The 22,225-nt window shown below is 36.3% G+C and carries 21 protein-coding genes; 9 read left to right on the top strand and 12 right to left on the bottom strand.

The features are described 5' to 3' along the window. The 11 genes from AC0UMU_RS11580 to AC0UMU_RS11530 all read right to left on the bottom strand — a co-directional run bounded on the left by AC0UMU_RS11580 (position 1) and on the right by AC0UMU_RS11530 (position 9,581). The gene (locus AC0UMU_RS11580) at positions 1–1,095 is read right to left on the bottom strand and encodes a Nif3-like dinuclear metal center hexameric protein (protein WP_278713953.1); all 1,095 of its coding nucleotides are present in this window, start codon (positions 1,093–1,095) and stop codon (positions 1–3) included. 8 nt (positions 1,096–1,103) lie between these two features. Continuing rightward, a complete protein-coding gene (aspS, locus tag AC0UMU_RS11575; protein ID WP_009317046.1) occupies positions 1,104–2,861 on the bottom strand; it encodes an aspartate--tRNA ligase in 1,758 nt (585 codons plus the stop codon). A gap of 132 nt (positions 2,862–2,993) precedes the next feature. Further along, positions 2,994–3,485, bottom strand: a complete 492-nt coding sequence (locus AC0UMU_RS11570) for an RNA polymerase sigma factor (protein ID WP_009317047.1) — start codon at positions 3,483–3,485, stop codon at positions 2,994–2,996. Positions 3,486–3,775: 290 nt separating this feature from the next. Further along, the gene (locus AC0UMU_RS11565) at positions 3,776–4,330 is read right to left on the bottom strand and encodes an NADH peroxidase (RefSeq protein ID WP_031258901.1); all 555 of its coding nucleotides are present in this window, start codon (positions 4,328–4,330) and stop codon (positions 3,776–3,778) included. Between the two features lie 26 nt (positions 4,331–4,356). Beyond that, a complete protein-coding gene (locus AC0UMU_RS11560) occupies positions 4,357–4,785 on the bottom strand; it encodes a Fur family transcriptional regulator (RefSeq protein WP_022602682.1) in 429 nt (142 codons plus the stop codon). A 319-nt stretch (positions 4,786–5,104) separates the two neighbouring features. After that, the gene (locus AC0UMU_RS11555) at positions 5,105–5,563 is read right to left on the bottom strand and encodes a hypothetical protein (RefSeq protein ID WP_009317050.1); all 459 of its coding nucleotides are present in this window, start codon (positions 5,561–5,563) and stop codon (positions 5,105–5,107) included. Between the two features lie 109 nt (positions 5,564–5,672). After that, positions 5,673–6,611 carry a phosphoinositol dihydroceramide synthase gene (locus AC0UMU_RS11550; protein WP_278716392.1) on the bottom strand — a complete coding sequence of 313 codons (939 nt, stop codon included), beginning with the start codon at positions 6,609–6,611 and terminating at the stop codon, positions 5,673–5,675. 4 nt (positions 6,612–6,615) lie between these two features. Next, entirely contained in the window at positions 6,616–7,278 is a 663-nt protein-coding gene (locus AC0UMU_RS11545) for a CDP-alcohol phosphatidyltransferase family protein (RefSeq protein WP_009317052.1), read from the bottom strand. 17 nt (positions 7,279–7,295) lie between these two features. Beyond that, entirely contained in the window at positions 7,296–7,796 is a 501-nt protein-coding gene (locus tag AC0UMU_RS11540; protein WP_022602678.1) for a GtrA family protein, read from the bottom strand. Next, positions 7,781–8,254, bottom strand: coding sequence for a phosphatidylglycerophosphatase A family protein (locus AC0UMU_RS11535; RefSeq protein ID WP_009317054.1), 474 nt, complete (start codon positions 8,252–8,254; stop codon positions 7,781–7,783). Before AC0UMU_RS11535 ends, AC0UMU_RS11540 begins: the two co-directional genes overlap by 16 nt. 37 nt (positions 8,255–8,291) lie before the next feature. Then, positions 8,292–9,581: an inositol-3-phosphate synthase gene (locus tag AC0UMU_RS11530; RefSeq protein ID WP_022391108.1), complete on the bottom strand. Its 1,290-nt coding sequence runs from the start codon at positions 9,579–9,581 to the stop codon at positions 8,292–8,294. A gap of 788 nt (positions 9,582–10,369) precedes the next feature. Between AC0UMU_RS11530 and AC0UMU_RS11525 the strand changes: the two genes are divergently transcribed. The 4 genes from AC0UMU_RS11525 to AC0UMU_RS11510 are packed head-to-tail and all read left to right on the top strand — an operon-like array spanning position 10,370 to position 14,247. After that, positions 10,370–11,212, top strand: a complete 843-nt coding sequence (locus AC0UMU_RS11525) for a prephenate dehydratase (RefSeq protein ID WP_278716395.1) — start codon at positions 10,370–10,372, stop codon at positions 11,210–11,212. Then, positions 11,187–12,374 carry a pyridoxal phosphate-dependent aminotransferase gene (locus AC0UMU_RS11520; RefSeq protein ID WP_278716396.1) on the top strand — a complete coding sequence of 396 codons (1,188 nt, stop codon included), beginning with the start codon at positions 11,187–11,189 and terminating at the stop codon, positions 12,372–12,374. Before AC0UMU_RS11525 ends, AC0UMU_RS11520 begins: the two co-directional genes overlap by 26 nt. A 21-nt stretch (positions 12,375–12,395) precedes the next feature. After that, positions 12,396–13,469, top strand: a complete 1,074-nt coding sequence (locus tag AC0UMU_RS11515; RefSeq protein ID WP_022602676.1) for a bifunctional 3-deoxy-7-phosphoheptulonate synthase/chorismate mutase type II — start codon at positions 12,396–12,398, stop codon at positions 13,467–13,469. Positions 13,470–13,473: 4 nt separating this feature from the next. Continuing rightward, on the top strand, positions 13,474–14,247 hold the full coding sequence (locus AC0UMU_RS11510; protein ID WP_278716398.1) for a prephenate dehydrogenase: 774 nt from the start codon (positions 13,474–13,476) through the stop codon (positions 14,245–14,247). Between the two features lie 70 nt (positions 14,248–14,317). On the opposite strand, the gene AC0UMU_RS11505 is transcribed toward AC0UMU_RS11510, so the two are convergent. After that, positions 14,318–15,037, bottom strand: a complete 720-nt coding sequence (locus AC0UMU_RS11505; protein WP_022602672.1) for a tRNA1(Val) (adenine(37)-N6)-methyltransferase — start codon at positions 15,035–15,037, stop codon at positions 14,318–14,320. 167 nt (positions 15,038–15,204) lie between these two features. Here AC0UMU_RS11505 and lon point away from each other — a divergent pair, with 167 nt between their 5' ends. The 5 genes from lon to AC0UMU_RS11480 all read left to right on the top strand — a co-directional run. Further along, complete coding sequence (gene lon, locus AC0UMU_RS11500; RefSeq protein WP_022391114.1) at positions 15,205–17,658, top strand: endopeptidase La; 2,454 nt, start codon at positions 15,205–15,207, stop codon at positions 17,656–17,658. A 270-nt stretch (positions 17,659–17,928) separates the two neighbouring features. Next, positions 17,929–19,038, top strand: a complete 1,110-nt coding sequence (prfA, locus tag AC0UMU_RS11495; RefSeq protein ID WP_278716402.1) for a peptide chain release factor 1 — start codon at positions 17,929–17,931, stop codon at positions 19,036–19,038. A gap of 21 nt (positions 19,039–19,059) precedes the next feature. Further along, the gene (pyrF, locus tag AC0UMU_RS11490) at positions 19,060–19,890 is read left to right on the top strand and encodes an orotidine-5'-phosphate decarboxylase (RefSeq protein WP_009317063.1); all 831 of its coding nucleotides are present in this window, start codon (positions 19,060–19,062) and stop codon (positions 19,888–19,890) included. Positions 19,891–20,024: 134 nt separating this feature from the next. Continuing rightward, positions 20,025–21,287 (top strand): phosphoglycerate kinase, encoded by a 1,263-nt coding sequence (locus AC0UMU_RS11485; protein WP_278716405.1) that lies wholly within the window; start codon positions 20,025–20,027, stop codon positions 21,285–21,287. Between the two features lie 124 nt (positions 21,288–21,411). Beyond that, on the top strand, positions 21,412–22,225 hold an 814-nt coding region (locus AC0UMU_RS11480; protein ID WP_473979939.1), incomplete at its 3' end, for a transposase.

Below are 22,225 nucleotides of genomic sequence, written 5' to 3'. Positions count from 1 at the left end.
TTACAAATAATTTATCGGATTTGTTTCTACCTTTGTATAATGAACTGCAAAGTTAGGGAATTTTTTTGTAATAATATCACAAAATATATCTTTTGTGTATTGTTCGGTTTCGTAATGTCCTACTTCTGCCAATAATATATGTTCGTCATATCCAAAATAATCATGATATTTAATTTCTCCAGTAATAAATACATCTGCATCTGATGCTATTGCTTGAGAAATCAAAAAAGCTCCAGCACCTCCACACAATGCAACCCTACGAATTCTGCGATTTCGGAGATTGGAATATTTTATACATCCAGCATGAAACACTGTTTTAGTACGTTGTAAAAAGTCCATTTCATCCATAGAACACAAAAGTTCCCCTACTACTCCTGATCCAGCTTTAACCCATTGGTTTTCAATTTTTATAAAATCAAATACCGGTTCTTCATAGGGATGAGTTTTTAAGAGTGCCTGAGTCGCTACCTCTTTTAAATATTCAGGGAGAACCGTTTCGATCCGAGTTTCTTCTTCTTGATGTAAATTCCCGATAGTCCCACAATAAGGATGCGAATCTAATCCTGCACGAAAAGTTCCGAATCCATTGCTATTGTAGCTGCACAAGTCATAATCACCGATATTTCCACATCCTGCGGTAAATAAAGCATTTCGTACAATATCGGCATGAGAAACCGGCACATAAGTAACAAGCTTAAGCAACTTTCCACCTTGAGGCATCAAAATAGAAAGATTAGTCAATCCAAGCTTTTCTGCCATTTTAAAATTGACTCCAGACCAAGCATTGTCCAAATTGGTATGTGAAGCATAAATGGATATATTATGTTGTATTGCTTTTATAACTGTTCTTTCCACATAGTTCTTGCCTGTAAGCGACTTTACGCCTTTAAAAAGTAAAGGATGGTGTGATATAATTAAATTAACCCCCAAACTTATAGCTTCGTCAACGACTTCTTCAGTGACATCTATGCATAATAATGCCCCCGTAGCTTCAGAATACTTATCTCCCACCTGCCAACCGGCATTATCGTAATCCTCTTGCAAAGACAAGGGAGCTATTTCTTCTATACACGTTGCTATATCACTGACTTTCATACATACGATTATTTGTCGTGAATATCTAATTTTAATTGCAATTCCTCTAATTGAGATTCATCCAATACAGACGGAGCTCCACTCATAGTATCACGCCCAGAATTATTCTTAGGGAAAGCTATACAGTCCCGAATAGAATCTAAGCCGGCAAATAAGGAGACTAACCGGTCCAAACCAAATGCCAATCCTCCGTGAGGTGGAGCACCATACTTAAATGCATTTATTAAAAATCCAAATTGATATTGAGCCTTCTCTTCGGTAAATCCGAGGACTTTAAACATTTTATCTTGTAATTCACTATCATGTATCCGGATTGACCCTCCACCCAACTCGACTCCATTAAAAACCATGTCATAGGCATTGGCTCTTACTTTCCCGGGATCGGTATCCAATAAAGCAATATCTTCAGGTTTGGGCGAAGTGAACGGGTGATGCATTGCATAATAACGTTGAGTTTCCTCGTCCCATTCCAATAACGGGAAATCGATAACCCATAACGGTGCAAATTTATCTTTGTTGCGAAGGCCTAATCGGTTGCCCATTTCAAGACGTAATTCACAAAGAGCCTTCTGTGTCTTTATTCTATCACCAGCAAGAATTAAAATCAAGTCTCCAGGTTTAGCATTAAATCTCTCTGCCCATTTCAGAAGATCTTCTGTACTATAAAATTTATCCACAGAAGATTTAAACGCCCCGTTTTCATCATAACGGACATATACCAACCCTTTAGCCCCGATCTGAGGTCGTTTAACAAATTCCGTTAGTTCATCCAATTGTTTTCTTGTATATGTCGCACATCCTTCAGCGCAGATTCCGGCAACATATTCAGCATTGTCGAATACTCCGAAATCTTTCCCAATAGTCAAATCTTTTAATTCGACAAAACGCATTCCAAAACGCAAATCTGGTTTGTCACTACCATAATATTTCATCGCGTCAGCCCACGTCATTCTGGGAAATGGCTCAGTAAAGTCAATCTTTTTTATTTCTTTAAAAAGATGCTTTATCATTCCCTCAAAAGTATTTAAGACATCTTCTTGTTCAACAAAAGACATTTCACAGTCGATTTGGGTAAATTCGGGTTGACGGTCTGCCCGCAAGTCTTCATCTCTAAAACATTTTACAACTTGAAAATAACGGTCAAAACCGGAGACCATTAATAACTGTTTAAACGTTTGTGGTGATTGAGGTAGCGCATAAAACTCTCCGGGATTCATTCTCGACGGCACGACAAAGTCTCGAGCTCCCTCCGGAGTAGATTTAATCAACATCGGTGTTTCTATTTCAAGAAAATTTTGCTGATCAAGATATCTACGAACTTCAAATGTCATTTTATGACGTAACTCTAAGTTTTTCCGAACACAATTCCGCCTTAAATCTAAATAACGATATTGCATCCGCAGATCATCACCTCCATCACTGTCGTCTTCAATTGTAAAAGGAGGAACGTCAGACGCATGCAATATTACTAAATTAGATACGATAAGTTCGATATCTCCTGTTGGTATATTTTTGTTTTTATTTGATCTTTCTTTAACGATCCCTGAAACTTGAATCACAAATTCACGGCCTAATTTGTTTGCCTGATCACAAAGTTCCGGATTATTTTCATGATTAAATACTAATTGAGTAATCCCGTAACGGTCACGAATGTCAATAAACGTCATTCCTCCCATTTTTCGCGTTCGTTGTACCCAACCAGCCAACGTAACATTCTTGTCTGTATCGGATAATCGTAACTCTCCACATGTATGAGTTCTGTACATATTTATAGATTTTTAATTTATAACCTATCTCTTTTCGGCAGCTATATGCCAGAAAATATTTATGCAAAATTACGACAAAACATTGTTTGTGCAAGTAAAGGTGAGGGAAAGTTTTATTGTTATTACCGAATCTTATATCAGTTCTTTTAATTGTTTCTTCAACGATATTTTTATATTATGAATCTGACTTTTTACCGTACCGAGAGGAATATCCAATTTTTCAGCAATTTCGTCGTATTGATAACTTGATAAATATAAACCAAAAATTATACGATTTTTCTTACTCATCCCTGCAATAACCTTATTTATCCATTCTAAGTCGTAATTCGCATCTGTTCCATCGATCATACAAGGTTCTGACTTCAAATCATCTATACGACAAACCGACTCATGTGCCAATAAAAGTTTTCGATAATCATTAATGAAGGTATTTTTCATAATAGCACACATCCACGCTCTTAAATTGGTATCTTCAATGAACTTTTCCCTGTTTTCTAATGTTTTAAGTAAAGTCTCTTGCAATAAATCTTTTGCCGCTTCATGATTCTTGGTTAGGGAATAAGCAAATCGGTATAAGAATGGCTGTAATCTGGTTAACTCGTCAACGAAATTTACAAATTTCATAATAGATCATTCGATATTTATGTAAAAAGCCTCCGCTGACAAAAAGTGATCTCACCTACTTTTTTTGGAAAAACACGATATGACGTGTTCAGCGGAGGCTTATAATGCTTCTACTGCACGCCATTCGATATTTCCATTTTGTAAGTGAGATGCGCAAAAATAAGGATAATTTTTAATAATTCATGATTTCTCGTAAAATATTACTTTCAAAAAAGGGAATAATAGTTCAAATAATAAAAGAGTCCGCTTGCGGTTAACAAGCGGACTCTAATACACTATTCAGATCTTTCTTATTTCTTAAAATAACGATTGTATAAACCTTCAAAACCTTTACCATGACGTGCTTCATCTTTGCACATTTCATGAACTGTATCATGAATTGCATCTAAGTTTTGTTGTTTTGCCAGAGTTGCAATTCGTTTTTTATCTTCACAAGCCCCAGCTTCAGCTTCCATCCGTTTTTTTAAATTTGTCTTAGTATCCCAAACTACATCGCCAAGCAATTCTGCAAACTTAGCCGCATGTTCAGCTTCTTCCCAGGCATAACGTTTAAATGCTTCCGCTACTTCAGGATAGCCTTCACGGTCAGCCTGACGACTCATTGCCAAATACATACCAACTTCGGTACACTCTCCCATAAAATGAGCATTTAATCCTTCTAAAATTTCCGGGTCAACACCTTTTGCAATGCCTAATACGTGCTCATCAACAAATTGTAATGCACCTTCTGTTTCTACAAGTTCTTTGAATTTACTCTTCGGTTGTTTACATTGAGGACAAAATTCCGGAGCTTCTTCTCCTTCATGAACATAACCGCATACTGTACAAATAAATTTCTTTTTCATAATGTAAGAATTTGAATTTAAATAATTTATGTGTTTTTTGTTTCTATATCCTTTAGGCATTGAGCACAATAACCTTTACAATATAGTTGAACTTCGGTAATTTTTATTTTTTCCGAATCTTCTTTGAAGATAATGTCTTCCTTTATCGGTAAATCTTTTATACAACCGCATTTACTACATCTAAAATGAGCATGAGGAGTTATGTCTGCATCATATCTACTGTTTTTATCATCTATTGTCAGCATTTGTACCGCACCCTGCTCTACAAGTATTTTCAATGTATTATATACAGTTGTACGGGATAATGTCGGAATATCAGGATATAAATCGCTGAATATCATATCTACAGTCGGATGGATTCTATTCTCTATCAAATAATTCATAATAGCAATTCTTTGAAGAGAAGGTTTTATCCCATGAGAAACTAATCTTGTATATCCTTTTTCTTGACTCATTTTATATTTGTAATAATTACAAATTTTAATTTGATGCAAAAATAAAATAGATTTTTAATTTCATAATTACATTTACAAAGATTAACATAAAAGAAAATATAAGAGACATTCAATTCTTTACTATTTGTTCTGACTATAATTAAACTAAAATCAGCTTATTAACTTTTCATTTTTAATAACTCAGAATCGCTTGGTAACCAATCATCTCGATTTCAAAAAATAAAGAAAATTATGGTAATTCCATTATTATATAAAACATTCCCCAACATGAAACTAACTCCATATTGGGGAATGATCAATATTGCATTTATAAGCTTTACTATTCTACATCCGACATTAATTTTTCGAAAAACTCATCCAATTCTTTATCTATCTTATCTAAAAAATCATCTTCTAGATAAATCATATCTTTGTCGTATGTCACTAATTCACATATTTGCTCAAAATTATCATCAACCAATATTACAGAAAACGGACCGACAAAATCAAGGGATTCAAATTTTTGTTTAATACTATCAGTATTCAGAACATATTTCAAAGAATCAATTACGGCCTCTTCAAAATTTTCAGAATTCTCTTTCAAATCATCCCAACCATCAATGGTTTCCTGAAGAAGGATATTTTCGGAATCATCATAAATCACAACCAGCAAGTCATCATATTTTACACATACATACATATCTGTCAATGTGCAATCATCTTTTGTTCTTACCGTTTCTATAGCATTTGTAAATACCGATGAAATGTCATTATAAAGCCTTTCTTTTGTAGCTTCCATTTTTTTATCCTCCCATATTTGAATCCAAAGATACATAAAAATAAAGAATCAAAGATCAAAGCCCACTTATTTCTTACTTTATTTCTGAAATTTCACAATCTAAATGATATTAAGCCTCTATATAATGCTGATATCGGTTGAAAAATTTTATGAATCCAGGAATTTTCATCAATCCTTTTTCAAAAAAGAGGATTCCTAACAATGCACATGTAATACCGAGTAGTACGTCAATAATATAATGATGAGAAGAATAAACCGCAGTAAACCAAATACCACACATAAGAACTGCAAAGATCGTGATAATAGCCGGATGACATTTTTTTACTAATGCATAATAAAAGGCTACAACCATATATGCTGCATGTAAAGATGGTATTGCTGCAAAAACATTCGAATTACGACTATACAGCGAATCGAAAATCGGCAATCCGACCAATTCGTCAAAGCGACCAAGTGCAGCAGTATTACCCGGTGTATTAAGTATTGCTTCAAAACCGTAATTTATTGCATACCAAGGAGGTGCTGCAGGGTGAATATAATAGCCCGCGAATCCTATTAGATTTACCAATAAAAAAACTATTGAAAACCGAAGATACAAACGCCTGTCTTTTTTCAGATATAGCCAAAGACCGAAAGCGATAGGAACAGGAACCCAACATAAATAAAAAAAGCCTGCAAGAATATCCGCTATTACGGAATGATACAAAGCAAAATATTCACAAGGAATGAGTAAAGTTCCATTTTCTTCTATTCCAAATAAAAACTTTTCAAGATCATATAAATTCCGCACATCAATAGGGTTGACTTCATAGTTAGGATATACACGCATCCAGTCATATGAAATTCCAAAAATAAAAAACGGCAATAATCCTACAGCTAACTTTCTTGTTGACTTTCCTGCAAAAAACAAGATTAAGAAAATAGATACTATTAATAAATGTTCCGGACGCAATCCAACAAAAACAGTTGTTATTGCAATAAATATAATTGCAATAACAACTACGGTTAAGATTTCGTTTCTTGAAGGTAGAGAGTTTAATATTTTCATAAATCTACAAATTCATTACTTTACGACAATGAGCTAAGCGAGTAAATGCCGTAATGTTAGAAAAAATAGCAATAATGAGCAGTGCTGCCTCAAATATGTAAATAGGATTTAACACAGATTCTTCATGTATAAAAAAAGAAGACACCCCACATCCTAATGCTCCAATAGCTGTTAATACAACCCGTTCTGGACGCTGCATAAACCCTACTTTACATTCTATGCCGAGACCTTCTGCTCTAGCCCTAACATAACTGACCATCAATGATCCGACTAATGCAATAAATGCAATTATAAACCCGACAACATAACCTTGTGCCATCATATAGGAACAGATCCCTAAAAACACGATCAATTCACTGTACCTGTCAAGTACCGAATCATATAATGCGCCAAAAGAAGAACTCATTTTTCCAATACGTGCAACTTGTCCGTCCAACATATCGAATAATCCGGCAAATAAAATAACCCCGCCAGCCCAACCTATATAAGAGAAATCATTTTTTTCTCCATATATTCCTCCATAAATTAAAATGACGGCTGATACAATATTAAAAAATAGCCCTGTGGTAGTTACAATATTAGGAGTTATCCCAACCTTTACTAACTTATGTACCACTGGATCAATGATTCTATAGATTATCTGCTGAGCCCAATCTCTGAATTTCATTCTTATGTACTTTAAATTTAATTTCTACGTTTAAAAAAAAATTTCAGTTCGTGATTTCTATAAACAAAAATACGCTGCATATTATAATTCCAAAAAAAAGCGACAGCTAAAGAAACCAATATTTTAGAAAATATAAACAGATTGTCTAAATAATGACCAAAAATATTCTGAATATATATCACTTTAGTAATAGCTTCTGTTATAAGAAATGTTCCCCCGACATTGAGAAAAAGGCTTCCACACCAAACCAAAATATATTTAATCACTATATTTATCTTTTTACAATTTTCTGGCCGGAATGTCCACTTATAATTAACGATACAATTAACAATTCCTCCGAAAAAAGAACCCGCAAAAGTTGCATAGACATAATAAACGCTAAACAACTTTGCGAGTCCTATAGTAATAATGAAATCTATTATTGTCGCTAATTGAGAGGACAATTGTGCTCTCAAAAACATAAAGAAACCGTCTCTTTCCGAAACTATTTTTGCATATTTTTTTATCCGATCAACCATCTTACTCCCATCAGCAAAAGAAAACTGTATATTCCGGCTAAAATATCATCTGCCATTACACCGATTCCCCCTTCCAACTGTTCCATTTTACGAATACCCAGTGGCTTAAAGATATCAAAAAAGCGAAACAATAAAAAAGCAAACAAAATATACCAGACATTCCCTACCGGTACAGCAAGTAGAGCAATCCAAACTCCCACCATTTCATCAACAACCACTTTTGACGGATCTTTTCCCCACTCTGATTCTAACTTATCGGCCGACCAAATTCCGGCTGCAGTAAAAAGAACTATAAGCAAACTTGTTACGACTAATAAGATATTGAACGGTATTACATAGAATAATACCGTCCAAATAATAACAGCAACAAGAGCTCCTGCCGTTCCAGGAGCAAATGGAGAAAATCCTGATCCGAAACCGGATGCGATAATTATATGGAATAATTTAGCTCTCTTCATAAATCGATCCGACAAAATTATGCGATAGTTGCACTAATTAATCCAAATAACTTGGAGCAGTCTCTCCTACCATATTTCGAAGAGTTTCTTTTACCATTCGCCATTGTTGGAACAGGTCATGCACCGGTTGATGTTCGAAATCATGCATCGGGCTTTTACAGAAGAATGACAACCATGTTTGGATACCACACATTCCTGCACGCATCGCAAGATCACTGAAAATAACCAAATCAAGAGCTATAGGTGCGGCAAGAATAGAGTCCCGACAAAGGAAGTTGACTTTGATTTCCATAGGATATCCCATCCAGCCGAAAATATCGATATTATCCCAAGCTTCTTTATTATCTTTACGTGGAGGATAATAATTGATACGAACTTTATGATATACATCACCATACAAATCAGGGAACTTTTCAGGCTCAAAAATATTATCAATAACAGATAATTTGCTGACTTCCTTTGTTTTGAAATTTTCAGGCTGATCAAGGACTTCTCCGTCTCTATTTCCTAAAATATTTGTAGAGAACCACCCACTAACACCTAACATTCGAGTCTTGAACATCGGAGCAAGAACCGTCTTCATCAATGTCTGACCACTCTTGAAGTCCTTACCTGCAATAGGAATATTTTGTTTTTTCGAGAATTCCCACATAGCCGGAATATCTACACACAGATTCGGAGCACCCATAATAAATGGAGCACCTTCTGCAATAGCAGCATAAGCATAGCACATACTTGGAGATATAACTTCCGTATTATTGTCTTTCATCGCTTTTTCCAGAGAAGCAAGAGACTTGTGTTCTTCACTCATCGGAATATAAATTTCGGTACTTGCAGCCCATAATACAACAATACGATCACAGTTATTTGCAGCTTTAAAATTACGAATATCTTCCCGTAACTGCTTTACCATATCCCAACGTGTAGCAGCATTTTTAATATGAGTACCATTCAACCGTTTTGCAAAATTATGGTCGAATGCGGCAGGCATCGGTTTGATCGCCTGTAATTCGTCTTTTACAAGATTCAAATCTTTTTCTTTCAGAACCTCTGCATATAAGGCTGCATCGTATGTATTATCCGGAAAAATATCCCAACCTCCGAATACGATATCGTTCAGGTCAACCAAAGGAACAATATCCTTGATAAGTTTTTCGTTACCGTCTTGCATACGCATTGTAGCCATCTGTGTGATTGAGCCGATAGCTTTTGTCAATCCTTTACGGGCAGCTAATGTTCCTGTAATCATTGTGGTTGAGACAGCACCACCTACTCCCACAACCAAGACACCCAAACGACCGTTTGCCGGCTTAATTTCCTGTTTCATTTCTTCCAAGTTTATAAAATTATGCGAATTTTCCGAGATTTCCCCTGAATATCCGCCAGTTTAGATATTATTATCAGTTAATTAAATTCCATTTATACACACTCTTAAATCTCCTTAGAAATCAATAAATTAACAAAATCACTCATTAATTATAAATTACGATTTCCGAGGAGAAATTCAAACCCATAAATAAGATTATACCAAAATCAGGGAAAAACCTCTTTTTTATTGTCCCTACCCTAAATTCTTCTAATCAAAATTGACTACGAAGGTACGGATTCTACAATGTATAAAAAAAGGTCTATTTGGTAGAAAAAATGTTCTAAAAAGAACATCGGTTTTACCGCATATCAACCTGACATATTAAATCAATGAGTATTTTCGGATAGCAAATAAAAATATTTTTATCCATAATGCAAAAAAAAGACAAAAATATTTTGATTGAAAAAACAAATCATTACTTTTGTAGCCATAAAAATAACATAGTTGCATGATGAACACTTTTAGTTTTACATATTTTTATTTCTATTTTTACTTTAAAAGAAAGTAAAACGGGATTTTTATTATAAAACAAAAATAAATAATATATTGAGAATCCCGTTCGAATGAGCGGGATTCTCTAGTTTTAGAATAATTGATTATGAAAACCTTTCAACGATTTTACTTTTATTATTTTTATTACTTTATGAGCACATAAGGTGGGATTTTACATATCCGATATACAATAAATAAAGTATCCCACCTTTCAATGAAAGTGTGGGATTTTTTTAATTAGAAAACTCTTATAAATGAAAAAAGTTGCTATACAAGGAATACCGGGTTGTTATCACGAAATGGCTGCCCGATCTTATTTTACCAATGAAGAAGTAGAGGTTGAACCCTGTTTGACATTTCCTAATTTATTCGAGAAAATGAGCAAAGATGATTCTCTTCTCGGAATAATGGCAATAGAAAATACAATTGCCGGATCTTTATTACAGAATCACGAACTATTACGCAAAAGCGATTTGAGTATCATCGGAGAATATAAGTTGAGAATTTCACATGTGCTCGCTGCCCTTCCTGGTGAAACTCTCGAAAATATATCCGAGATAAACTCTCACCCGATCGCTTTAATGCAATGCGAAGAATTTCTGAATCAATTACCTAATATTAAAATTGTAGAAAAAGACGATACTGCAGCCAGTGCCCGTGAAATACAAGAAAAAGGTCTCAAAGGCCATGCTGCAATTTGTAGCCGTCTGGCAGCAGAAATGTACGGGCTTAACATATTAGAGTCCGGTATAGAGACAAATAAGCGGAATTTTACCCGTTTTTTGATATTAGCAGACAGTTGGCAAAGAGATGATCTTATTAATCGTCAAAGTATAAACAAAGCATCTCTTATTTTTACTCTCCCTCATACCAACGGAAGTTTATCAAAAGTCTTGACAATATTATCGTTCTATGATATAAATCTTACAAAGATACAGTCTCTTCCAATAATCGGGAGAGAGTGGGAATACAGATTTTATGTCGATATAACATTTTCTGATTATACTCGGTATAAACAATCGTTAGAAGCAATCAAACCACTAACTAAAGATTTTAAAATACAAGGAGAATATGCTGAATTTACAGAAACACTCTGATATATGCCCGGCTAACAGAGTAAGCCAAATCAAAGAATACTACTTCTCAAAGAAGTTAAAAGAAGTGGCCGACATGAATGCAAAAGGGTTGGATGTTATTAGTCTTGGAATTGGTAGCCCAGACCGTCCACCTCATATCCGAACAATAGATGCATTGTGCGAGGATAGCCGGAAAGAAGATGCCCACGGATATCAGCCTTACATCGGTATTCCAGCTTTACGAGAAGCATTTTCTGATTGGTATAAACGATGGTACGGTGTAGAATTGAACCCTAAGACCGAGATACAGCCTCTTATCGGTTCTAAAGAAGGAATTTTACATATATCATTGGCCTTTTTAAATCCCGGAGACGGTGTTTTAGTTCCTAATCCCGGATATCCGACATATACCTCTGTCAGTAAATTGGCCGAGGCACATATTATCAATTACGAATTGACTGAAAAAAACGGATGGTTACCTGATTTTGAAGCGATCGAAAAGAATGATTTGTCAAATGTAAAACTGATGTGGGTCAACTATCCTCATATGCCGACAGGAACTCCTGCATCCATAAATTTATTTGAAAGGTTAGTTGCATTCGGGAAAAAGCATAATATCATTATTATAAATGATAATCCTTATAGTTTCATACTTAATGAAAAGCCTTTAAGCATTCTTTCTGTCTCCGGAGCTAAAGATATTTGCATAGAAATGAATTCGATGAGTAAAGCTCATAATATGCCGGGATGGCGTATCGGAATGTTAGCATCGAATCCCCAATTTGTCGAATGGATTCTCCGTGTAAAAAGCAATATCGATTCCGGAACATTCCGACCCATGCAAAAGGCTGCGGTTATAGCTTTGTCTTCTGGTCCGGAATGGTATGAGAGTATGAATGCGGTATATAGAAAACGCAGAAAGATTGCAGAAAAAATTGCAGAAGAATTAGGCTGTTCTTTCAACTCGAAACAAACAGGAATGTTCCTTTGGGCAAAAATTCCCGATCATATAACCAGCAGTGCAGAACTTGCAGATAAAGTATTATATGAAGCCCAAGTTTTTATAACACCGGGAATAGTTTTCGGAAGTTTGGGAGACCGATACATACGGCTCTCGCTTTGTGCTAATGAAGCGGCCCTATTAGAAGCTCTCGACAGAATCAAGAATCGTCTTAATAAATAAATTAATAATAAAAACACAGTCATGACAGAAACATTAAACTTCGAATCAATTTTATTACCCGGCATAGAAGCTAAACGTCCTCTTATAATGGCAGGACCTTGTAGTGCTGAAACGGAAGAACAGGTGTTAGAAACAGCAAAAGGTCTGGCAACTCAAGGAATCAAGATATTTCGAGCCGGAATATGGAAACCTAGAACAAAACCGGGAGGTTTTGAAGGTGTCGGTACAGAAGGACTGGCTTGGTTAAAGAAAGTAAAAGAAACTACCGGAATGTACACAGCAACCGAAGTTGCTAATCAGCATCATGTATTTGAAGCCTTGAAACATGGTATTGATATCCTTTGGGTCGGGGCACGTACTACGGCAAATCCTTTTGCTGTGCAAGAAATTGCCGACGCTCTTAAGGGGGTGGATATTCCCATTTTAATTAAAAATCCGGTCAATCCAGATCTCGAACTTTGGATTGGGGCAATAGAAAGAATCTATAATGCCGGACTCCATCGAATCGGAGCAATACATCGAGGATTCAGCTCTTATGATAAGAGACTTTACCGAAATTTGCCACAGTGGCATATTCCAATCGAACTTCGTCGACGTCTTCCGAATTTACCGATAATTTGCGATCCGAGTCATATAGGGGGAAAACGCGATCTCGTGGCGCCTTTATGCCAGCAAGCTATGGATATGGGATTTGACGGGTTAATTATAGAATCTCATTGTAATCCCGATTGTGCATGGAGTGATAAAAATCAGCAAATAACACCGGATGTTCTCAATTTTATTTTAAATATGTTAGTTATCCGGGAAACGACCCAAACTACAGAAAATTTATCGGAACTTAGAAGGCAGATCGACGAATTGGATAATCAATTGCTGGAATTATTGGCCAAACGGATGCGTATATCTCGAGAAATCGGGCAATATAAAAAAGAACACGATATGACAGTCTTACAACCGACCCGTTATGATGAGATTTTAAGTAAACGGATCAACCAGGCAATAGATCTAGATATGGACGGAGAATTTATGAAATCGGTTTTACAGGCAATTCACGAAGAGTCAGTAAGGCAACAAATGAATATTTTGAATAAATAAAACGATGAAAATACTTATTCTCGGAGCTGGGAAAATGGGCTCTTTTTTTGCGGATGTACTAAGTTTTCAACACGAAGTAGCACTTTTTGATACTGATCCCAAACGGTTGAGATTTGTGTTCAATACTTACCGAATGACAGCGTTAGAGGAGGTAAAAGAGTATCAACCGGAATTGGTCATTAATGCAGCAACCGTAAAATATACAATCGCTGCATTCGAAATGATATTACCTCATATCCCTGCTAATTGCATTATATCTGACATTGCCTCTGTAAAAACAGGACTTCCGGAATTTTACCAAAAGGCCGGACATCCGTTTGTCTCGACTCATCCGATGTTCGGGCCTACATTTGCAAATCTCAGTGACTTAAGTACTCAAAATACGATTATCATTTCCGAGTCCGACCATTTAGGAAAAGTTTTTTTTAAAGATCTATACAGTAATTTAAGGTTAAGAATATTTGAATATTCATTTAAGGAGCATGATGAAACAATCGCCTATTCGTTATCGATTCCATTTGCATCTACTCTTGTTTTTGCTGCCGTAATGAAACCTCAGGACGCTCCGGGTACAACATTCAAAAAGCACATGGATATTGCTCACGGACTTCTTTCCGAAGATGATTATCTCCTCACGGAGATTCTATTTAACCCGCACACGCCCGAACAAGTGTCGCAAATTCAAGAACAACTGGATATACTGCTCGACATTATAAAACGTAAGGATACTGACAAAATGAAGGCATATTTGACTCGCTTACGAGAAAATATTCGATAAAAAAACGCGGTGTAATACCGCGTTTTTTACCGAATATTTAAATTTTATCGGGTCTGTTTTGGGCAGGCTCTTACATTTTTAAATAAAAGTCTTTAGTTAAAGCTATATATTCCGGTGTATATGTCAAAGGTGCTGTCTCTATAACAAGCTCTTCTTCTATATAGCTTACGGGGGACTTCCCCCACTCTACTAAAACTCTTTTAGGGGAGACATTCGGACGTCCTTTTACCCAAACTTTTCGAGACACCCACAATTTGTTGGAGACAGCTATACCGGTCAACTGTCTGTCTTGATCTGCAGGGTATATAACGGAAATGTGACCTTCAGGCTTCAATAACTTTACCGCATTGGATACAAATTCTTCATAAGTTAGTGAAGCTGTATGTCGTGCCATTTGCCGAGAGAGACTTTTGGGAGGCAGAGTATTATCAAAATAAGGAGGATTAGACACAATATGATCATAGAGAGTTTCTGACATTTCCGCATACTCTTGTAAAGAACAATTAATTACTTGTATTTTATTGCTCCATGGAGAAGATGATATATTTTCTTTAGCTTGTAAGTACGCATCTCTATCGATCTCGATTGCATCGATAGATACTTGAGAAAACGAAGATCTTTGCGCCGCCATTAATGCGATTATTCCTGTTCCGGTTCCTATATCCAATATATTCCCATTTTTCGGGATATTACACCAAGCTCCAAGCAGCACGCCATCTGTACCTACCTTCATTGCGCAGCGGTCATGATATATGGTAAATTGTTTAAACTGAAAATAATGAGTTCCCATAAATAAAAATTTTAGAATACAAATAAACAAAAAATAATAACAATTTTATGGGGATCTAAGTATTGTTTATTTTTTGGCACACTCATTGTACTATAATATAACATTGATTTTTCAGGAGTGCTGACAATGTATTTAATCCTAATTACTGACAAAATGACAATTAACATATGAAAAAAATTTTTTCTGATAATAATCTGCTTGATGATGCTAATGACAATGCCACTACAATTATGCCGATTTTCGCTGAAGTAGAGGGTAATCCGGATATAGAATGTCCGGGGGTGGCAGAAGTCGATCTGCCCATACTGCCATTGCGCAATATGGTGATGTATCCGGGAGTAGCTCTCCCTGTATCAGTCGGAAGGGCCAAATCTCTTCAACTTATTAAAGAAGCATACGCTCAAAAACAATATATCGGTGTAACATGTCAAAAAGATATGTACGTAGATGAACCTGAATACAAAGATTTGTATGAAATAGGTACTATTGCGGAAATCGTAAAAATACTGGAAATGCCAGACGGAAGCACTACCGTTATTTTACAAGGCAAACGACGTTTTCATTTAGATAATCTGACAACATTCACTCCTTATTTAAGAGGCAATATCTCTCTATTGGAAGAAAAAATGCCCAAATCGAATGACAAAGAATTCGAAGCGCTCATATCTGCAATAAAGGACATGACATTCAATATTCTGAAAACTTTGGGTGAACCTTCACGAGAGCTAATGTTTGCATTAAGGAATATTGAAAATTCTCACTATCTGATTAATTTTTTATGTTCCAATATTCCTTTAAATACCCAACAGAAACAGGATCTGCTTAATATCGACTCGGTCAAGCAACGAGCATTCAGTTTATATACCGCACTGAGTAAGGAAGCCCAACTTATTGAAATAAAAGCAAGTATTCAATCTCGTACGAGAGAAGACTTGAACCAACAACAAAGAGAGCACTTTTTACAACAACAGATAAAAACTATACAAGATGAATTGGGTGGAAGCGTTCAGGAACAAGATATACAGGAACTGAAGGAAAAAGCTTCTAAAAAGAAATGGGATGCTTCAGTAGCTGCCATATTTGAAAAAGAACTACGTAAATTAGAACGTCTTTATCCTCAATCTCCAGACTTTTCGGTGCAATATAATTACTTGGAAACATTGACCGATTTACCTTGGAATGAATTTACAAAGGATAATTTTAATCTGAAACATGCACAGAAGCAATTAGATAAAGACCATTACGGGCTTGAAAAAGTGAAAGACCGTATTTTAGAACATCTGGCGGTATTAAAACTGCGAGGGGATTTAAAATCTCCGATTATATGCCTTTACGGACCTCCGGGTGTCGGAAAAACATCTTTGGGAAAGTCAATAGCGGAAGCTCTGAAAAGAAAATATGTGCGTATTTCTTTAGGGGGATTGCACGATGAAGCGGAAATCAGAGGTCACCGACGCACCTACATCGGAGCTATGCCCGGTCGTATTATACAGGGTTTATTGAAAGCCGGTTCGTCTAATCCTGTGTTCGTTTTAGATGAAATAGATAAAATCGGAAATGATTTTAAAGGAGATCCGGCATCGGCTTTGTTAGAGGTTCTCGATCCGGAACAGAACAACGCTTTTCATGATAATTATTTGGATATCGACTATGATCTGTCAAATATTTTATTTATAGCGACTGCCAATAATTTGAATACGATCTCCCAACCTTTATTAGATCGAATGGAGCTTATCGATATAACCGGATATATTTTGGAAGAAAAAGTAGAGATCGGTCGAAGACACCTTGTCCCGAAACAGCTCGAGAATCATGGGCTCGTAAAAGGAGATGTAGACATTCCTAAAAAGACGATGGAGGTCATAGTAGACTCTTATACTCGGGAATCGGGTGTTCGGGAATTGGATAAGAAAATTGCCAAAATTATGCGGAAAATCGCCCGGAAAAAGGCATTAGAAGAAGAATACCCACATACGATTACAGTAAATGACTTACATGAATATTTAGGAATAAAAGAGTATTCACGAGATAAATACGAAGGAAATGAATATGCCGGTGTCGTTACAGGTTTGGCATGGACTGCCGTAGGTGGAGAAATATTATTCGTAGAATCAAGCCTGAGTAAAAGCAAAGGCGAAAAACTGACATTAACAGGAAATTTAGGTGATGTCATGAAAGAGTCGGCAATAATAGCCATGCAATACATAAAAGCCCATGCCGAAATGTTAAATATCAGTGATGACGTGTTCGATAAATGGAACGTACATATTCATGTGCCAGAAGGCGCTATTCCTAAAGATGGCCCTTCTGCAGGTATCACGATGGTAACTTCTATTGCATCCTCATTTACCCAACGCAAAGTACGTCCGAACCTGGCCATGACCGGAGAAATTACATTAAGAGGACGTGTACTTCCCGTCGGAGGCATAAAAGAAAAAATATTGGCTGCAAAACGCGCTAATATAAAAGATATTATCTTATCGGAAGAAAATAAAAAAGACATAGATGAGATCAAAGAAAATTATATTAAGGGGCTTACATTCCACTACGTACGGAACATTAAAGAAGTTCTCGATTTTGCATTATTGAATGAAAAGGTAGAACACCCCATACAATTATAGAAATAATAATAGGTAAATACAGATAAGGAGGAAATTTATTGAAAAAATTCCTCCTTATCTTATATGTTATCTGCTTAACAGATTTTAATTCGATTTTTACAACAAAATATTCAAAAGGATTGTTTCCTTATTACTACTACTCTATAAATAGTCGGACAACATACTTGAAGGCATCATTATTCAAGAAAATGTCCGGCTATTTTATTATAAATATCCATTAGATTTATTGACACACATTTTATATCTTTGTAGTCTGAAAATAGTAAAATAATGAGTGAAAATACTTTATTAGATAAATTAGAAGGCCTTTCAATCCGTTTCGAAGAAGTCGGGACTCTTATTACCGATCCGGCTGTTATATCTGATATGAAGCGTTTTGTTAAACTTACCAAGGAATATAGTGATCTCGAGAAAATTGTTAAAGCTAAAAATCAATATGAGAAATTACTAAACAATATCTCTGAAGCAAGATCAATATTAGAATCGGAAAACGACCTGGAAATAAGGGAAATGGCAAAAGAAGAATTGGATGAGTCTCAAGAAAAACTTCCGGTATTGGAAGAAGAGATAAAACTACTACTCGTTCCCACCGATCCCCAAGATAGTAAAAATGCCATAGTAGAAATTCGAGGAGGCACAGGGGGTGATGAAGCCGCTATTTTTGCAGGGGATCTGTTTCGTATGTATTCTAAATATTGTGAGACCAAAGGGTGGCAATTAAGTATATCCAGTTATAGTGAAGGCTCTTCGGGTGGATATAAAGAAATTATTTTTACAGTAAGCGGAGAAAATGTTTATGGCACATTAAAATACGAATCCGGTGTACATCGGGTGCAGCGTGTACCAGCAACTGAGACACAAGGTAGAGTACATACTTCGGCTGCATCTGTGGCAGTTCTTCCGGAGGCAGAAGAATTTGATGTTGAGATTAATGAAGGTGAAATCAAATGGGATACTTTCCGCTCCGGTGGTGCTGGAGGACAAAACGTTAATAAAGTGGAATCTGGTGTCCGTCTCAGGTACGTATGGAAAAATCCCAATACAGGAGTTTCAGAAGAGATTCTTATCGAATGTACTGAAACCCGTGATCAACCCAAAAATAAAGAACGTGCACTTACCCGTTTACGTTCTTTTATTTATGATAAAGAGCATCAAAAATACCTTGACGATATTGCAGCCAAAAGAAAGACAATGGTCTCTACAGGAGATCGCTCCGCTAAGATACGTACATACAATTATCCTCAAGGGCGCATTACCGACCATAGAATCAACTATACTATATATAATCTTTCAGCATTCATGGATGGCGATATACAAGACTGCATAGATCACCTAATTATTGCCGAAAATGCCGAAAGAATAAAAGAAAGCGAATTATAGAAAATTTTTTGTACCTATCTTATGAACAAACAACAACTCTTTGAGAACATAAAACGTAAAAAATCATTTCTTTGCGTAGGTTTAGATACCGATATTAAAAAAATTCCGACACATTTGCTTAATGAAGAAGATCCTATTTTTGCATTTAATAAAATTATTGTCGATTCGACAGCAGATCTTTGTGTCGCTTATAAGCCCAATCTCGCTTTTTATGAGAGTTTGGGCATTCAAGGTTGGAGTGCCTTTGAAAAAACAGTACGATATATAAAAGAAAATTATCCGGATCAATTTATTATTGCCGATGCAAAACGCGGAGATATAGGGAATACTTCAGAAATGTACGCTCGCAGTTTTTTTGAACATCTCGATATCGACTCGGTAACAGTTGCTCCTTATATGGGAGAAGATAGCGTAAAACCTTTTCTCGTATATCCAGGTAAATGGGTCATTGTTTTGGGATTAACGTCTAATAAAGGATCTCAAGATTTTCAATTTACGGCAGATGCTTCAGGAGAACGACTTTTTGAAAAAGTAATGCGTATTTCCCAAACTTGGGCAACCGATGATCAAATGATGTTTGTTGTAGGGGCAACCCAAGGGAAATTATTTACGGACGTACGCAAAATAGCACCAGATCACTTTTTATTAGTTCCGGGAGTAGGCGCTCAAGGCGGAAGTTTGCAAGATGTTGCTAAATATGGAATGAATAAGCAATGCGGTCTTTTGGTAAATTCCTCACGAGGAATTATATATGCCGATAAGAGTGAGAATTTTGGAATTGCAGCACGTGCTGAATCGAAGAAAATTCAAGAACAAATGGAAGCCCTTTTGCAAGAAAGATCTCTAATTTGAATTTTTCTTGGAATCATATAATATAAGCATAAATATTTACTGTAAACTCTCGCATTTTATAAAAAATATACCGATTTATTTTGTAAATTTGCAGACAGACAGAAAACAAATACATGTTTTAAAATTATTGTAATATGCAAACACTTGACAATTTCAATTTTGCCGGTAAAAAGGCATTTGTACGTGTTGATTTTAACGTACCTTTGGATGAAAATCTGAATATTACAGACGACACTCGTATGCGCGCAGCGTTGCCTACTTTGAAAAAAATTATTGCTGATGGCGGTAGCGTGATTATCGGATCACATCTGGGTCGTCCGAAAAAAGGTCCGGAAGACAAATTTTCATTGAAGCATGTAGTTGCACATTTGTCTGAATTATTAGGACAACCCGTAAAATTTGTTGATGACTCAATAGGTGAAAAAGTAAAAGCTGCTGTTGCAGAATTGAAACCGGGAGAAGTGCTTGTTCTTGAAAATCTTCGTTTTTATGCTGAAGAGGAAGGCAAACCCAGAGGACTTGCTGAAGATGTCAGCGATGAAGAAAAAGCTGCTGCAAAAAAGGCCGTCAAAGCCAGTCAAAAAGAATTCACAAAGGAATTGGCAAGTCTTGCTGATGTTTATGTAAATGACGCATTTGGTACAGCTCACCGTGCACATGCTTCTACCGCTTTAATTGCTGACTATTTTACCCCGGAGAATAAAATGTTCGGTTACCTGATGGAAAAAGAGGTAAAAGCTGTAGAAAAGGTAATGAAAGATATTAATCGTCCTTTTACAGCAATTATGGGCGGATCTAAAGTTTCCTCAAAAATTGAAATTATTGAAAATCTGCTTAACAAAGTGGATAATCTGATCATTACAGGAGGTATGACTTATACTTTTACAAAAGCTCAAGGCGGTAAAATCGGTAATTCTATTTGTGAAGATGACAAATTGGATTTAGCTCTTGATCTAATGAAAAAAGCAAAAGAAAAAGGTGTAAATTTAGTATTAGCTGTAGATGCTAAAATTGCAGATGCATTCAGTAATGATGCAAATACTAAAATAGTTCCTGTAAATCAAATTCCTGATGGTTGGGAAGGTTTGGATATTGGCCCGGAATCTGAGAAAATATTCGCAGATGTTATCAAAAAATCTAAAACAATTCTTTGGAACGGTCCTACGGGTGTATTTGAATTTGAAAACTTTACCCATGGTTCACGCTCTGTAGGGGAAGCTATTGTGGAAGCTACCAAAAACGGAGCATTCTCTCTTGTTGGTGGAGGAGATTCTGTTGCTTGTGTTAATAAATTTGGTTTAGCAAACGGAGTATCGTATGTATCTACAGGTGGCGGTGCGTTACTTGAAGCAATCGAAGGAAAAATTCTTCCGGGTATTAAAGCGATCCAAGGATAAACAATAATAAAATTCTTCTATTATAGAAAGGGGCTGTCCAAAAAGTCGGATAGCCCCTTTTGCTATTGTTTATTTCGGTAAAAAGTATTATCTTACCGTTGCCCAAAAAACAAACATTATAGCAATGGCTAAGATAGTATTTAAGGAGTTAACATCCAACCAAAATGTACTTTTTCCGGTCAGCTTATCGGAAAAGATAGCTCCCAATCATCCTGTTCGTATAGTAAACAGTGTCGTAGACGCCTTGGATATTAGCAGTCTGCTTTCGTCATATAAAGGCGGAGGTAGCAGCAGCTACCATCCCCGTATGATGCTCAAGGTCCTGTTTTATGCCTACCTGAACAATATCTATTCCTGCCGCAAAATAGAAAAGGCCTTGCAGGAGAATATTCACTTCATGTGGTTGTCCGGTAATAGTACTCCCGATTTCCGCACGATCAATGATTTCCGCGGCAAACGTTTAAAAGAACACATAAAATCGTTGTTTTCAGCCATTGTTCTGCTGTTACAGGAATCCGGCTATGTCAGTTTGGATGTACAGTATATCGATGGTAGCAAAGTGGAATCGGCATCGAACCGCTACACTTTTGTCTGGCGTGGCAGCGTGGAAAAGAACAAGGTAAAACTGGAGTCGAAAATACAATCAATCCTTAGTGAGGTCGACAAACATATCGAGCAGGATAAACAGGAAAGGGCACCGGATGCTTTACCGGATATGGATTCCTGTGGTTTGCGTGAAAAAGTGAGCGCTTTAAACAAACGTCTCTCCGGGATGAACAAAGCTGAGAAAAAGCAAGTCAAAAAGCTACAGGAAGAATATCTGCCCCGTCTTGCCAAATACGAATCGCAATTGGAGAAATTGGGGGATCGTAATTCTTTCAGCAAGACAGATGAGGATGCGACCTTCATGCGCATGAAAGAGGATCATATGAAAAACG

The sequence above is a fragment of the Coprobacter fastidiosus genome (genome assembly GCF_982245605.1).
Note: the sequence above shows the minus strand (reverse complement) of the source record. Positions and strands in the feature narration are given on the sequence as shown.